This window comes from Halalkalibacter alkaliphilus, from assembly GCF_023555415.1.
GTDB classification, from domain to species: Bacteria; Bacillota; Bacilli; order Bacillales; family Bacillaceae_D; genus Halalkalibacter; species Halalkalibacter alkaliphilus.
The window spans coordinates 76,394-91,340 of sequence record NZ_JAKRYL010000010.1; the positions used below are offsets into that span (position 1 = coordinate 76,394).

The following is a 14,947-nucleotide window of genomic DNA, read 5'->3' on the forward strand; positions in this document are numbered from 1 at the left end:
CTCCAACTAGTATTGTTTATTTTTTATTGTTATTTATTTGTTGATTTTATAACAAAAACAAAAAAAAGTACACCGATTTATAGAGTGATATCTTTAATTAAATTCGAATGCGGTAGTTTTTGAAAGTGTTACGATAAAAAATGATTGTATATGACAATTAATAAAAAAATAGATTTTATAAAAAATTCCTTGTAATAACAGGGTTATACGGCTTACATCAACAATTATAGCGCTTTTTACTATTGACTTTTTTTGAAAGAGACAATATGATAACAATAGTTAGTTTAATGAATCGACAAACTTTTTGGAAGGGGGTACATAGCGTATTTCTTTCGAATCGAAATTTTCGATAATAAATGAAAAAATACGTAAAGTTCACTGAGTAAGTAAAACGGAAGTTTAATTTTTTTGTATCATTGTAAACGCTTTATTATCAGTGAAAAAGGGAAATCTATTATTCTAGTGAGTTCTCTTTGACAGCAGCAAATAGGATAAGGTTTTAGAATCTCATTGATATTCTAAAATAAATAAAACAATTTAAGGGGTGGAAAAATGAAAAAGCTTCAATTGTTAGTAATCTGTTTTTTCATGGCAGTAGTGGTATTAGGATTAGCGGGCTGCCAACAAGGCGGCATTGAATCTGTTACCGAAGAACAAGGAAATCAAGGCGACCAAAGCGAGCAAAGTCAAGGTGATGGAGAACAAGTAGAAATTAACCTTTGGCACTTTGATCCAGGTGCAAGACAAGAAGTATACCAAGAAGCAATAGCACGTTTCGAAGAGAAGAATCCAAACGTTACAGTAAATGAGTTATTAATACCAAATGATGATTATAAACAACGAGTAGTTGTTTCTATGGCTGGTGGTAATGCTCCTGATGTATTTACTAGTTGGGGTGGAGGCTGGTTAGAAGAGTTTGTCGATTCTGGCAAAGTTAAGGATTTGACGAATGAAGATATCGACTATGATAGCTTTGTTGATGTGGCTCTTGCTAACTCGACTTATGATGACAAAGTATATGGTTTACCATTAGGTATTGCAACTTATCAGTTCTTTTACAACAAAGAAATCTTTGCAGAGCATGGTTTAGAAGTTCCAGAGACTTATGACGACTTGCTAAACATTATCGATGTATTAAAAGAAAATGATGTGTATCCGATTGCATTGGCAAACCAACCTAAATGGCCAGGTGCTTTCTATTTAATGTATTTAACTGACCGATTAGGTGGAGAAAATGTCTTCCAAGATGCATACCGTAGAAATGGCGGTGGATTTGATAATGAGGCATACGTACAAGCGGGTGAATACATTCAAGACCTAGTGGATAGAGAAGCTTTTAATCCTGGTTTTAATGGTGTTCCTTATGATTCAGGTCAAGGTAGACAATTAATGTATACAGGTAGTGCTGCGATGATGCTTATTACAACTGGATTCGTAAATCAGGTTCGTGATGAATTTCCAGAATTCGAAGAAAAGATGGGTGTTTTTGGATTCCCTGCCATTGAATCTGGAAGTGGAGACCCGACTAATATAGCTGCTGGGGTATCGCCGGTTTGGTCAATCAGTGAAGATACTGAACATCCAGAACTTACACTAGAACTTATTAAAGAGTTGACAAGTGTTGAAACTGCTCAAGGTTACCTTAATAAATCAGGAACTCCGGTTGCGATTAAAGGTGTTGAAGTAGAGGATGAGTTTGTACAAGTATTTACAGATATGATCAATAATGCAAACTCTATTCAATTCCCTTATGATCAAACGCTACCACCAGAATTAGGTGAACTTCATAAGGATACAACCTATGAATTATTTGGCAAGTCGGTAACACCAGAAGAAGCTGCAGAAGCAATGGAAAGAAAAGCACAAGAAGTACTTGAGTAATGAAGGCATGGTGAAAGCTAGGTAGGGTTACTAGCCTTCACCTCCTTTATATCTAATAGACATAAAGGAAGGCGGATGAAGATGGCGACTGAAAGCAGTGTAGCCTCAGAAGTGATCCAGACAAAATTAAACGAAGAAAAGAAAAGACAAAAAAATAAAAAAACAGTAGCAATATCTTTATTTCTTCTCCCTGCATTGATTATATATCTAGTGTTTATCATATATCCAATTATTACAACGTTTCAATACAGTTTGTTAGATTGGAATGGAATGGGAGAAAGTGTATTTATTGGTCTTGATAACTTCAAGCGATTACTAGCAGACCCTTCATTCTGGTATGCGTTACGGAACAATATGTATCTTGTTTTAGTATCTATTTTTGTCCAGGTGCCATTAGGTTTGGGTATGGCTTTGATATTGCTAAGTAAAATTAAAGGGAAAAGATTATTCAATGTTTTATTCTTTTTACCGTATTTAATGTCAGCAGTAGCAATCGGGATACTATGGGTGTTTATGTATGATCCAGTTAATGGTCCAATTAATATGGCATTAAATGCACTTGGTTTCCAATCAGTAAGCTGGTTAGCGTCTAATAATGTTGCAATCATCGCTGTATTGATTGTGTTGGTTTGGCAATTTGCTCCTTTTTATATGATTTTATTTAAAGCGGCAATGGTTGGTATTCCAGAAGATTTGTATGAGGCTGCAAATATTGATGGAGCAAATAGTTTACAACAATTTTATTATATTACACTTCCTTCTTTAATGCCAACGATTGTAAGTTCAGCTATTCTTGCTGTAGTAGGTTCGCTTAAAACCTTTGACGTATTCTATATAATGGTTGGCGGAAGTTCTGGAGGATCGACGGAAATATTAGGAACATTCATGTACAGACAAACATTTATTAACTTTAATATGGGATACGGTAGTGCAATTGCAGCGGTAATGTTCATCATTGCACTAATAAGTGTAATTGTTATTCTATATGTTGATGCGCAACGGAAGAAAAGAGGTGGAGCATAATGAAACTAGTTAAAAAGATTCTACTTTATGTTATTGCAATAATCTTGCTTCTATTTACTAGTTACCCATTCTTATATATGATTTCCACTTCATTTAAGACAATGAATGAATTTTTCGTGAATCCATTCTCTATTATTCCAGAGTCATTCACATTAGATCAATTTGCTTCAGTATTTGAAATGGGTCTAATTGGTTATTTTGTAAATAGTATTATCATTACTGTATCGTCAGTTGTATTAGTTGTATTCATTTCTGCTCTTGCAAGTTATCCATTAAGTAGAATGAAGTTTCGTTTAAATCGCCCTCTTTTTGTAATCTTTCTAGTTGGGATGATGATACCGATTCACGCAACTCTCATTCCGATATTTGTTATGTCGAATAACCTTGGATTTTATGATAAATTATTTGCCTTATTAGGGCCGTATGTAGCTTTTGCTCTACCGATTTCGATATTTATCATGACTCAATTTATGAAAGAAATTCCAGTTGAACTTGAAGAAGCTGCAGAAATGGATGGTGCAGGTTATTGGAAAATCTTTTCGAATGTAATATTTCCTAATATCGTACCTGCGATATCAACAGTAGTTATCTATAACTTTGTACATATCTGGAATGAATTTATCTTTGCTTTAATCTTAATTTCAAGTCCAGAAAATATGCCGTTACCAATTGGACTTCAGAAATTCTATGGAGAATTTTCTGTTAACGTACCAGGTCTGATGGCTGCATTAACGTTAGCTAGTGTTCCGGTAATCATCATATTTATCATTGCACAAGAACGAGTTGTAAAAGGGTTAACAGGTGGATCTGTAAAAGGATAAGTGGTTATAATACAGATTCAATAAGAAGGGGATAATTAATCAATTTTAGTTTAATTGAGCAATTATCCCTTCTTTTGTTTTTCTAAAAAGAACTACATTAGTCGCAAATCTGGATAGATTTTATTGGATTGTATGGGGAGGGAGTATGTCATTATGACACTTGATCCACAAGTGAAAATTATTTTAGATCAAATAGAGAAGGCGGGTAATCCACCTAAAAGTAAGCTTTCTTGCGAGGAGGCAAGGAAAACAGCTGGATTGAGCCAGTCGGTAGGGTGGCCTGAAGTTGGAAAAGTAGCGGATAGAACGATTCCTGGACCCGAAGGTGAAATACCGGTTCGAATTTACACACCACATGGTCGAGGCCCCTTTCCTGCATTAGTTTATTTTCATGGTGGTGGATGGGTACTTGGGGATTTGAATTCTTCCGATGTTTCATGCCGTCTCTTAACCAATGGCGCAAATTGTGTGGTCATATCAGTCGATTACCGGTTGGCGCCAGAACATAAATTCCCAGCCGCGGTCAGTGATTGCTATTCTGCCACTAAGTGGATAGTCGACAATGCTTCATTGATTCAGGTCGATCCTGAGCGTGTCGCAGTAGGTGGAGACAGTGCTGGTGGGAATCTTGCTGCAGTAATCGCATTGATGGCGAGAGAGAAAGCTGGTCCATCACTGTCTTATCAACTATTAATCTATCCCATCACAAATTATGACTATGATTCGAATTCCTATCGTGAAAATGCAACTGGATATATGTTAACTATGGATAGCATGATTTGGTACTGGAATCATTATCTTCCAAATGAGAAAGAGGGGAACAGTCCATATGCTTCACCGCTGAAAGCTGATGACTTACGTGGATTGCCGCCAACATTGATAATCACAGCAGAATACGACCCATTACGTGATGAAGGAGAAGCCTATGCAGAACGTCTGAAGGAAGCAGGTGTACCAGTAGAGGTTACCAGATATGGTGGCATGATCCATGGCTTTTTCACGATGCCAGAAGTGATAGACAAAGGGAAGATAGCAATTGAACAGGCAGTAACTGCGTTGAAGAACGCGTTTTCAAAATAACTAAGTTTTCAATCAAAATCTCTGTTGGATTGCTGCTAGATAAAATGTATGAAGTGTTATCAAGTAGAGGATAGGGGACGTTAGAAGAAGTTAGGGGAACTTTAGTTAAACCCTAAATATAAGTGAAAAAAGTGATAGGAAAGGGTGATGCTTTATGTTAAGTAAGACAAAACGTCCAGATATGATTAAGCCAGGCGTGTTTGGCGGTGTTGTTCCTGCAGATACAAGACGTAACGTATTTGATTATCAAAATGAAGTGTTAATACATCATAAAGTATCTATCGACTTTGTCTTTATTGGTGATTCCATAACAGATAGGTGGGAAATTGAAACATATTTTGGTGGGAACAACCGTCGGCTTGTAAATAGAGGGATTGGTGGAGATATGACACAATTTCTCAGGCGTAGATTCGTTGCAGATGTCGTTCAATTAAATCCAAAGTATGTTGTTATACAGATTGGAATCAATAACACTTGGCCATTGGATGAGTGGGAACCAGAAAATAGAAAGGAGCCGGAACAAATTCACAACGAAGTTTTTGAGGATATAAAAGCAATAGTTTCGGAAGCGAAGGAAGTAGGTATTATTCCAATTGTTTGTTCTTTACTTCCAACTTGTATTGAAACAAATAGACAAACAGAGAAACGTAACGAATTAGTCATTGCGATTAATCAAACCTATAAGAACTTGGCAGATGAAGAGGGCATTATTTATGTTGATTATCACACTGCAATGATCGATGAAAGTGGCAAAACACTTCAACGGGAATTAGCAAACGATGGGATTCACCCACATGTATGTGGCTATGACATTATGGCTCATGTTCTACGTAGTGAACTAAGCAAACATGGAATTTCTATATAAGTGAGTAAATAGGCTAGATTATTAATCTTTTGAATGATTGAAAAAACATATTTTTTTTAAAATCCTTATGCAGTCTTTTTCATAAAAGTAGGGTTATAGATTGCGGAGTAAGGGGGGTCTAATAAAGAAAGGGGCTGTTCCGATGGTTTGAATATAACCGGGAACAGCCTTTTAATTAATCAATTTATCTAATGTTTATCTTGTTGTTTATTGGGGTAAGTTGAATAGCTATCTAGTTTATAATGGGCTTTTAGACGACAAAATTGGCATTTGCAAGTTTTTTTCTGATCTTCACTTGGTTCCAACTTATAAACATGTGGAACGTCAAGAACGTCTAACCCATTCTTTACGTGTTTAGGACAAACTGAAAGCATTATTAACCCTCCTTCAAATTTGAAGCTGAAGTCGCTTCTAGCGATACACTATTACTTTTTCGGTGAACAATTTTACTTAAAGTAACACTAATTTCATATAAAACTAATAATGGAATAATCACTAGAACATCTGATATAAAATCAGGAGGTGTGATCAAAACAGAAACGACGATAAGTATGAAATAGGCAATTTTCCTTCCTTTTACAAGCTTTTGCGGGTTAACAATTCCTAGTTTAGTAAGAAACATCACTACAGCAGGCATTTCAAATAAAAAGCCAAATGGCAGCGTCAAGTGAAGCATGAATTGAAAGTATCGTTCTGCCGTAAAAAATGTTTGAAATTGATCACCAGCAATATTCATTAGGAAGGATAGGACGAGTGGGAAAAGGACAAAGTACCCAAAGGAAATTCCACCTAAAAATAAGAAAAAGAGCCCAGGAATAAACACTACAGTTGCTCGTTGTTCCTCCTTTTTTAAAGCTGGTTTAATAAATTTCCATATTTGGTAGGCAGCTACTGGAATGGTAACGGCAATAGCAACTACAGCAGCTAACATCATATAAATCCATAAAATATCACCAGGGCCTAATAAAGCTAGTTTTCCATCTAAATCTTTTACTAGATATTGATAAATATCTTTTACAAAAATAAAAGAACAGATAAGTGCCATAAGGAAAATGACTGACGTTACGATAATTCGACTTCTTAACTCTGTTAAATGGTCAATGAGATGCAATTCTTCTTTCTCCATTTAGAATCCTTCTTTCATCATTATAGAGGATGCACTCTTACATTCTTTTAGGGTGCTTCCAAAGGCTTTTCCTATTTCAGGAAGCTTTGAAGAGCCAAAAATAATGAAAGCAATAATTACTACGAGAATTAAACTAGACACTCCTACATTGGCTAACATATTAACTACCTCCATTCTACTAATAATACTTTTCTGATCCCTTTATGAGAGACTCTAATAACTAATCCCTAAAACTACCAATACTCTATAAAAATTTAACAGAGAATTGTTAATGGTTTATGTAGAGACTGTTATGAAAATGTAAATTTTACTAGTTTCCCTTTTTTACAATATCACCTAGATATTTACATTATTAACAAAATGTTAATGCATAATTAAAAAATGCTTCACGGGTAATTAATAATTCGCTATTAAAATACAAATTGTACGAGCAATTATATAACTAATAGTAGAGAGGGAATGAAAAAATGGAAAATAAAAATATGAACATGAATCGTCGTAAATTTTTAGGTTATTTAGGAACTGGGACAGCTGCTTTAGCTGCTGCATCAGCTGGTTTAGGTACTTTAGCACCCGTAGCAAGCGCTGCCCATACAGCTGATCACCTTAGAGAGTTCGATAATCTTAAACTAAGTCCGCAAGCAAAACCACATGCCTTCTTTAAACCGATTATGCCTACGATGGAGGATGAGTTAGTTCTTCCAGACGGCTTCTCATATGATGTATTAGCAGCATATGGGGATGTCATTAACGAAAAAGGAGATACTTTTGGATTTAACTGTGACTTTACGGTCTTTTTTCCAATCGACGGCTCAAATGAAAGAGGTTTACTATGGGTAAATCTGGAGTATATCAATGATGATTACATGAAAGAGCAATATATGCCTTCTTTTATGCAAAATACTCCTATTGATACAAAGAGACGTTACCACCAAGGTGGAGCGGTGATTGAGGTATTTAAAGATAGTAAAGGAACTTGGAAGATGGATACGTCTTCTAAATATGCGCGACGTATTAATGGATTTACTGAATTCGATATCGTTGGACCTGCTAAGGGTAGCTCTTTGGTTGGAGGCGCAACAAAAGCAATTGGGACTTGGGCGAACTGCTCTGGTGGGATGACGTTATGGAATACTTTATTGTCTTGTGAAGAGAACTTTGAAACACAAGCAAGACGATCCAATTTGCCGTCTGAACATTATGGCTGGGTGATCGAAGTTGATCCATTTGATGAAAACGATGAAAAGTTCAAACCTCGTAAACATACTGCGCTTGGACGTTTCAATCATGAAAATACATGTATGGGAATTACGAAGAGTGGCCGTTTTGCGGTATATATGGGTGATGATAAACAAAACGCTTGCGTCTATAAATATATCAGTAGTGGCAAATTCGATCCTGCAAAAGGGAAAGCGAACTCTAAATTACTCGAAGACGGCACACTTTATGTAGCGAATTTAGGAGCAGGTAGATGGGTAAAATTAGATGCTGCCGAAGTAGCAAAAAGAGTACATGCTAGTAATTTCTCTGTACCAAGTGTTTTAAAAATGAGAGACCAAACTGTTCAGAGCTTAAGAGAAATGTTCCCTGCTAACGCTACACAAGCCCATGTGATGGTAAACACACATGAAGCAGCGATTATTCTTGGCGGTACACCAACAGACCGTCCGGAAGATTTAGAAATTAATCCTTTTGATAATTCAATTTTTATCGCTCATACGAACAACGCAGTACATGGGAACATTCATGGACATATTACACGTATTTTTGAAAAAGAAGATGATTTTGAATCAATGGAATTTATGTTTGAAATTTTTGCTGCAGGTGGACGCCAAAGCGGATTCTCTGCTCCTGATAATTTAACGTTTGACAGTAATGCGAACCTTTGGGTTGTAACAGATATGTCTGAGAGCAATATTGGAAAAGGTGTTTATGAATGGCATGGAAATAACGGATTATTCGTCCTTCCAACTCATGGTCAGAATGAAGGCGAGGCATTCCAATTCGCTTCTGGACCTCAAGGTTGTGAATTGACAGGTCCTTGGTTTACTGCGGATGAAAAAGCACTATTCTTAGCTGTTCAGCACCCGACTACAAACTGGCCGAGACGTAAAGGTGATGTCGATCCACTTCCGGCAGTTGTAGCAATTAAAGGATTCAAAGGGAACAACCTTGATAAAGGAAATAAGTCTAATGGAAATAAAGGCAAATAAATAGGAGGTAACATCAACTATGCTATCTAATATTGGAATTCCTGGTTTAATTTTAGTCCTTATCATTGCTCTGATCATATTTGGACCATCCAAGCTGCCAGAGATCGGTCGTGCATTTGGCCGTACCTTGACTGAGTTTAAGAGTGCAACGAGAGAGCTTGTTTCTAGTGGTGATGAAGAAAAAGAAGAAAAGAAGTCTAATTTAACGGCAGTAGAAAAGCAATCAGACAACAAAGCAGTTTAAGCAATATCATTCTATAAGGGAGGTGTAGACAGGGGATACTTGTCTGCATCTTTTTTTATACTTCTATCGTATATGTTAAGGTTCCATCACTTCACCCGTCTTGCGATCGCGTCCCTTCAAATACTTTACCGTCTACATGGGTCAGTGGGCCTGTCCCTCTGGTTCTCTAAAGTATATTATAATAAGCTGCTAGTTTTTTTATTTTATGAAATGTTGTATATTTAAAAATAATAGATATAATACAGGAGTGCAAACGAAAGGGTGAGATATACAATATAAAATAATCATATTTATTAAATACTAGGAGGGAGAGAAATTGAAGGTAACCATTAAAGATATTGCTACAATCTGCGGAGTGTCAGCTGGAACGGTCGATCGCGCACTTAATAACCGAACAGGAATTAGTGAGAAAACGAAAAAAAAGATTCTACAAGTAGCAAAAGAGATGAACTACCAACCTGATTATACGGCAAGAAGTCTTGTGATGGGAAAAACCATGACGATCGGGGTCATCTTGTTTGATTTATATAATCGATCTTTTGCTCAATTATTAAATGCGATTGAGGTGAAAGCTAGAGAATTAGGCTATTTTGTTAATATTACTTTATCAGACAAAAAGCCGGAAAGTGAAATCGATTGTATTAATTATTTAAAGGGAAAAGTTGATGGGGTTATCCTGTTTTCAGTGAATAAGGGAGAGCAATTCGAATCTTATTTAAGCAAATTTGATATTCCTATAATTACAATTTTCAATTATGTTTCCGAAAAATGGGAATATATAGGGATTCGAGAACGTCAAGCTATGAAGGATGCCATTGATTATATAGTAGGTAAAGGATACCAAAAGTTTATTTATATTAGCCCCCCTCTTGCATATATAGGGAAATCAAATATTTACACGCAGGAAGAGAGGCTGAATGGATTTTATGAAGGATTAGAAAAAAGTGGAATTCAATCTGAACCACTTATTATAAAGAATATTGAGTATATTGAAGAGTTAGAAAACATAACGTTTAGCAAAAATGAAAAAGTAGCTGTTGTCTGTTCTACTGACCTCTATGCGTTAAAGGTAATGCATTATCTTAAGAAACAAGGTGTCAATATTCCTGAGCAAGTGGGGGTAATGGGTTTTGATGATATTGATATATTAGAGTATGTCACGCCACGACTAACGACCGTTAAATACCCAATTGAAGAAATCGGCAGAAGGGCGATAGAAAGCATCGTAAACAAAATTGAGCATGGGGATTTTGTATCTACTCCTTTATTAGATTATGAAATTATTAAAGGTGAATCTATTTAATGCATTTTCAGAAAATTTTAAAATGCAGTTGACGGTCGTTGAAAAGGGTGTTACGATAATTTTAGTACTAAGAATTATTTATTTCTTCCTTTTTTATGGATGAAGAGAAATGATAGTTAATGTTACATAATTTCGTGTACGTACACGAAAGTTTTTATACTTTAGAAAATGTATAGGCATTTTCTAAAGCATAGAAAGATCATTTATTTTTCGTGTACGTACACGTTTTGAGAGATTCCCATTAAGAACTTCCTTGGTTAATGTCGTGCACGTACACGAAAAAGAAGCAAGCCTCACCATATTTCTTGGAGCTGATGTCAAACTATCATTTGTAAGCGGATTCAAAATTGTTCAACATACATTAGTGTTTGTATTGAACAAAAAATAAAAAAGATAGAGGGGGTTCCTATGTTACAAACTGGAAAGAATAGCAAAACAGAAGTCGCCCAAGTGAAAAACAGGAGGAATGGGGGTTTACTTACATTCTTAAACTCTCAAAAAGTCGTGCCGTATGTCTTGATTTCACCATTTGTTCTCTCTTTTTTAGTATTGTCGTTATATCCAGCAATTCAAGCCATTATTATGAGTTTTCAAAGAGTGTTGCCTGGTGAAGTTACATTTATTGGGTTAAGAAATTATACGAGAATTATTAATCCAACGTTTTTCACTGCATTACAAAATACTACGGTATATATGATTTTAACAGTTGTAATTTTAGTCTCATTGCCGATGTTGTTAGCTGTCTTGTTAAATTCGAAGGTAGTGAAATTCAGAATACTTTTTAGGACGGCTTTGTTTCTACCAGCATTAACGTCAGTCATTGTTGCGGGTATGGTTTTCCGTCTAATGTTTGCTGAAAGTGATACCGCGGTAGCGAACCAAATCTTAAATTGGATTGGACTTGAATCTGTTGATTGGAGATACAACGCTTGGTCGGGGATGTTTCTAATGGTTGTTCTTGCATCTTGGCGCTGGATGGGAATCAACATCTTGTACTTTTTAGCTGCGTTACAAAATGTACCGAAAGAGTTATATGAAGCTGCAGAAATTGATGGTGCCCGTGCCTTACAGAAATTCTTTTATGTTACGTTGCCATTTTTAAAACCAGTTACTATTTTCGTTGCTACCATTTCGATTATTGGTGGATTTAGAATGTTTGAAGAAAGCTTCGTATTCTGGACATCCGGTTCACCAGGGAATATTGGTTTAACGATCGTTGGTTATCTATATCAGGAAGGTATTCAAAAGAATGATATGGGATTTGGTGCAGCGATTGGTGTTGTCTTAATGTTAATCATCTTTGTCATTAGCTTGACTCAACTGTTTCTAACTGGAGCTTTTAAAAGGGGGGATGAGTAATGAAGCAAAAGAATAACCCTTTATTAACATGGCTGCTTACTATTGGATTTGCCGTTGTAGCATTTATTGCCTTATTTCCGCTTTTAAATTTAACACTTGCTTCATTTCGACCATCAACGGACTTAATGAGAAATGGGATAAGCTTAATCTTTGATCCTAGTACGTTAACGCTGGATAATTTCATCTTTATTTTTACTGAAGCTGAAATCTATTGGAGATGGTTTTGGAATAGTGTTTGGATATCGTTAGTCATTGTTGTCTTATCTCTACTATTTTCTTCTATGGTAGGTTATGCGTTAGCGGTATATGACTTCAAAGGTCGAAACTTTTTCTTTTTACTAGTCTTAATCATTTTAATGATTCCGTTTGAAATATTAATGTTACCTCTTTTTCAATTAATGATTAAGCTAAATTTGGTAAATACCTATACAGCCGTTATACTACCGGCGATAGTTGCGCCAGTTGCTGTCTTTTTCTTTAGACAATATGCATTAGGACTTCCTAAAGAACTAATGGATGCTGCAAGGATTGATGGTTGTACTGAATATGGAATATTTTTTAGGATCATGCTTCCGCTTATGGGACCTTCATTAGCAGCGATGGCAATATTACAAGGGCTAAACAGTTGGAATAACTTCTTGTGGCCATTAGTCGTGTTACGATCCAATGATATGTTTACACTACCAATTGGTTTAGCGACACTATTAACACCATATGGTAACAATTATGATATTTTACTTGCTGGTTCTGTCATGACGATTGTTCCAATAGTTATTTTGTTTATTTTCTTCCAACGGTATTTTGTAGCTGGTCTCACAGTTGGGGGAGTAAAAGGGTAATCACAAATAAAGAGGTGGGCAGCATATGAATGGAGCTCAAATTGTATCATCACTTGATCGAATCCTTCGGTGGATCGTGCAACTAGCTGTAATTAATATCTTATGGTTTTATTACACGCTCTTAGGTTTATTTGTAGGAGGGGTCTTTCCAGCAACATTAGCAGCATTAGGGTTATCTAGAAAATTGATCATGGGAAACACGGATATAAATCTTTGGAAAACCTTTAAGCAAATCTACAAAGAAGAGTTCATACGGTCTAATTTGATAGGATGGTGTTTAACCGTAATTGGGGGAATTCTTTATCTAAACTATCTAGCAATAGAACGTTCAAGAGAAGAGCTGTTATTTGTTATTCCGTTTGCTTTCTACTTTATTTTATTTTTCTATATCATCGTTGTTATATGGGTTTTCCCGCTATTGGCACACTATCAAACAACATGGTTTTCGTATATTCGCAATGCAATCATTATTGGATTGACGAAGATTCACTACACGCTGGCAAGTGGTGTAATGGTTTTTACAGTTATATATGTGTCACTCGATTTTCCAGGATTGATCCCGTTTTTTTCAGTTAGCTTCGCTGCAATAGGATGCATGTGGCTCTCTATGCAAACTTTTGTCAAAATAGATGAGCAAACCTCTTAAACTAGCAAATGAAAGTGATGACGAAACATCATTGTCTACAGCAGTTTTGAATTTTGGGGAGGTGATATATTCATTAGTATTTTCTAGGTGCTTTCATAATTTTACCATTACATTAAAATTTAGGGGGGATTGTGGTGACAAAGAATAGTTTATTATTTACAGTTATTGGGGTTTTTATGGCACTTGTGTTAGTAGCTTGTGGTGGTAGTTCTTCCTCGTCAGGTGATGCAGATGAGACGTCTGTTGTTGGTGATGATATTGAAGGTGCTACAGAACTCACGTTTTGGACATTTGCTAGTCAACATGTCGATTTATTTGAGGATGCAGCCATTGAATGGAATGAAGAATTCCCTGATAGACCACTTAAACTTGTTGCAGAAACCTATCCATTTGATCAAATGCACAACAATCTATTACTAGCATTGCAATCAGGTTCAGGAGCACCTGATATAGCAGATATTGAAATTTCTCGTTTCCCTAACTACCTCCAAGGGGTACCACAACTATTACCAATGAATGACCATGTGGAACCACTTCTAGATAAATTCATTGAGGCTCGTTTCGATATCTATGCTAAAGATGGCCAATATTACGGAATGCCTACTCATGTTGGTGCATCTGTGATGTACTATAATAAAGAAATTATGGATGAAGCAGGAGTAGACATCGAATCGATCCAAACATGGGATGACTATGTTGAAGCTGGTAAACAAGTGGTGGAAAATACAGGTAAAGCCATGACAACCGTTCATACTGATGATTACTTACCTATGTATCAAATGGTCAGCCAACGTGGTTCAGATTGGTTTGATGAAAATGGAAATTTAACTTTAGACGCTCCAGAAAATATTGAAGTGTTACAGTTTCTACATGATCTAATTCATGTCCATGAAATTGCTGAGCTTACGCCAGGTGGAGAACCACATGCAGAAGAGTTTTATGCACATATGAATGAAGGAAATGTAGCTTCTTTAGCAATGCCAATTTGGTATATGGGACGTTTCCTTGATAACATGCCTGATTTAAAAGGGAAAATGGTTATAAATCCATTGCCTGCATGGGAAGAAGGTGGATTCCGTTCAGCTGGCATGGGGGGAACGGGTACCGTTGTTACAAACCAAACAGATAATGAAGAACTTGCTAAAGATTTCTTAGCATATGCAAAGCTCAGTGAAAAGGCCAACGAAAAGCTTTGGACTGTCCTTGGATTTGACCCTCCTCGTTGGGATGTATGGGATAATGACGTATTTAAGGAGGATAATAGCTTCTATCAATTCTTTGGTGATAATATTTTTGATGTATTATTAGATGTTCGTGATGAAATTAATTCAGTAAATATTACACCATCCACGCCTAGTGTAGCTAGTGAGTTTGGTACAAACATTTTTAATGATGTACTAAGACAACAAACGAAAACTGCAGAAGAGGCGTTGAGAGATGCTCAAGAGACAATTGAAGCAAATATGCAAGAATAGTCATTTATGCGGATAATAACTTTTGCTCAAAGTTCCGTGTGAAATTTCATCACTCCTCGTTTAACAAAATGA

At 36.1% G+C, this 14,947-nt stretch carries 14 protein-coding genes; 12 read left to right on the plus strand and 2 right to left on the minus strand.

The window, feature by feature from the left end:
* Positions 1–552 precede the first annotated feature (552 nt).
* The 5 genes from MF646_RS11150 (at position 553) to MF646_RS11170 (ending at position 5,670) form a co-directional block, all read left to right on the plus strand.
* The gene (locus MF646_RS11150; protein ID WP_250096574.1) at positions 553–1,881 is read left to right on the plus strand and encodes an extracellular solute-binding protein; all 1,329 of its coding nucleotides are present in this window, start codon (positions 553–555) and stop codon (positions 1,879–1,881) included.
* Positions 1,882–1,962: 81 nt separating this feature from the next.
* Positions 1,963–2,904, plus strand: a complete 942-nt coding sequence (locus MF646_RS11155) for a carbohydrate ABC transporter permease (protein WP_250096575.1) — start codon at positions 1,963–1,965, stop codon at positions 2,902–2,904.
* The gene (locus tag MF646_RS11160; protein WP_250096576.1) at positions 2,904–3,725 is read left to right on the plus strand and encodes a carbohydrate ABC transporter permease; all 822 of its coding nucleotides are present in this window, start codon (positions 2,904–2,906) and stop codon (positions 3,723–3,725) included. Before MF646_RS11155 ends, MF646_RS11160 begins: the two co-directional genes overlap by 1 nt.
* 153 nt (positions 3,726–3,878) lie before the next feature.
* Positions 3,879–4,805, plus strand: a complete 927-nt coding sequence (locus MF646_RS11165; RefSeq protein WP_250096577.1) for an alpha/beta hydrolase — start codon at positions 3,879–3,881, stop codon at positions 4,803–4,805.
* Positions 4,806–4,959: 154 nt separating this feature from the next.
* A complete protein-coding gene (locus MF646_RS11170; protein ID WP_250096578.1) occupies positions 4,960–5,670 on the plus strand; it encodes a GDSL-type esterase/lipase family protein in 711 nt (236 codons plus the stop codon).
* Between the two features lie 376 nt (positions 5,671–6,046).
* On the opposite strand, the gene tatC is transcribed toward MF646_RS11170, so the two are convergent.
* Both tatC and MF646_RS11180 read right to left on the minus strand, forming a co-directional pair.
* Entirely contained in the window at positions 6,047–6,796 is a 750-nt protein-coding gene (gene tatC, locus MF646_RS11175; RefSeq protein ID WP_250096579.1) for a twin-arginine translocase subunit TatC, read from the minus strand.
* Positions 6,797–6,955, minus strand: coding sequence for a twin-arginine translocase TatA/TatE family subunit (locus MF646_RS11180; RefSeq protein WP_250096580.1), 159 nt, complete (start codon positions 6,953–6,955; stop codon positions 6,797–6,799). It lies immediately after the preceding gene.
* Between the two features lie 308 nt (positions 6,956–7,263).
* Here MF646_RS11180 and MF646_RS11185 point away from each other — a divergent pair, with 308 nt between their 5' ends.
* The 7 genes from MF646_RS11185 (at position 7,264) to MF646_RS11215 (ending at position 14,875) form a co-directional block, all read left to right on the plus strand.
* Positions 7,264–9,009 carry a PhoX family protein gene (locus MF646_RS11185; RefSeq protein ID WP_420842498.1) on the plus strand — a complete coding sequence of 582 codons (1,746 nt, stop codon included), beginning with the start codon at positions 7,264–7,266 and terminating at the stop codon, positions 9,007–9,009.
* Between the two features lie 19 nt (positions 9,010–9,028).
* Positions 9,029–9,253 (plus strand): twin-arginine translocase TatA/TatE family subunit, encoded by a 225-nt coding sequence (locus tag MF646_RS11190; RefSeq protein ID WP_250096581.1) that lies wholly within the window; start codon positions 9,029–9,031, stop codon positions 9,251–9,253.
* A gap of 316 nt (positions 9,254–9,569) precedes the next feature.
* Positions 9,570–10,556 (plus strand): LacI family DNA-binding transcriptional regulator, encoded by a 987-nt coding sequence (locus MF646_RS11195; protein WP_250096582.1) that lies wholly within the window; start codon positions 9,570–9,572, stop codon positions 10,554–10,556.
* Positions 10,557–10,964: 408 nt separating this feature from the next.
* Positions 10,965–11,915, plus strand: coding sequence for a carbohydrate ABC transporter permease (locus MF646_RS11200; RefSeq protein ID WP_250096583.1), 951 nt, complete (start codon positions 10,965–10,967; stop codon positions 11,913–11,915).
* Positions 11,915–12,754, plus strand: coding sequence for a carbohydrate ABC transporter permease (locus tag MF646_RS11205; protein ID WP_250096584.1), 840 nt, complete (start codon positions 11,915–11,917; stop codon positions 12,752–12,754). Before MF646_RS11200 ends, MF646_RS11205 begins: the two co-directional genes overlap by 1 nt.
* Before the next feature lie 25 nt (positions 12,755–12,779).
* On the plus strand, positions 12,780–13,400 hold the full coding sequence (locus MF646_RS11210; RefSeq protein WP_250096585.1) for a YesL family protein: 621 nt from the start codon (positions 12,780–12,782) through the stop codon (positions 13,398–13,400).
* A gap of 134 nt (positions 13,401–13,534) precedes the next feature.
* Positions 13,535–14,875: an ABC transporter substrate-binding protein gene (locus tag MF646_RS11215; RefSeq protein ID WP_250096586.1), complete on the plus strand. Its 1,341-nt coding sequence runs from the start codon at positions 13,535–13,537 to the stop codon at positions 14,873–14,875.
* Positions 14,876–14,947: the final 72 nt, after the last annotated feature.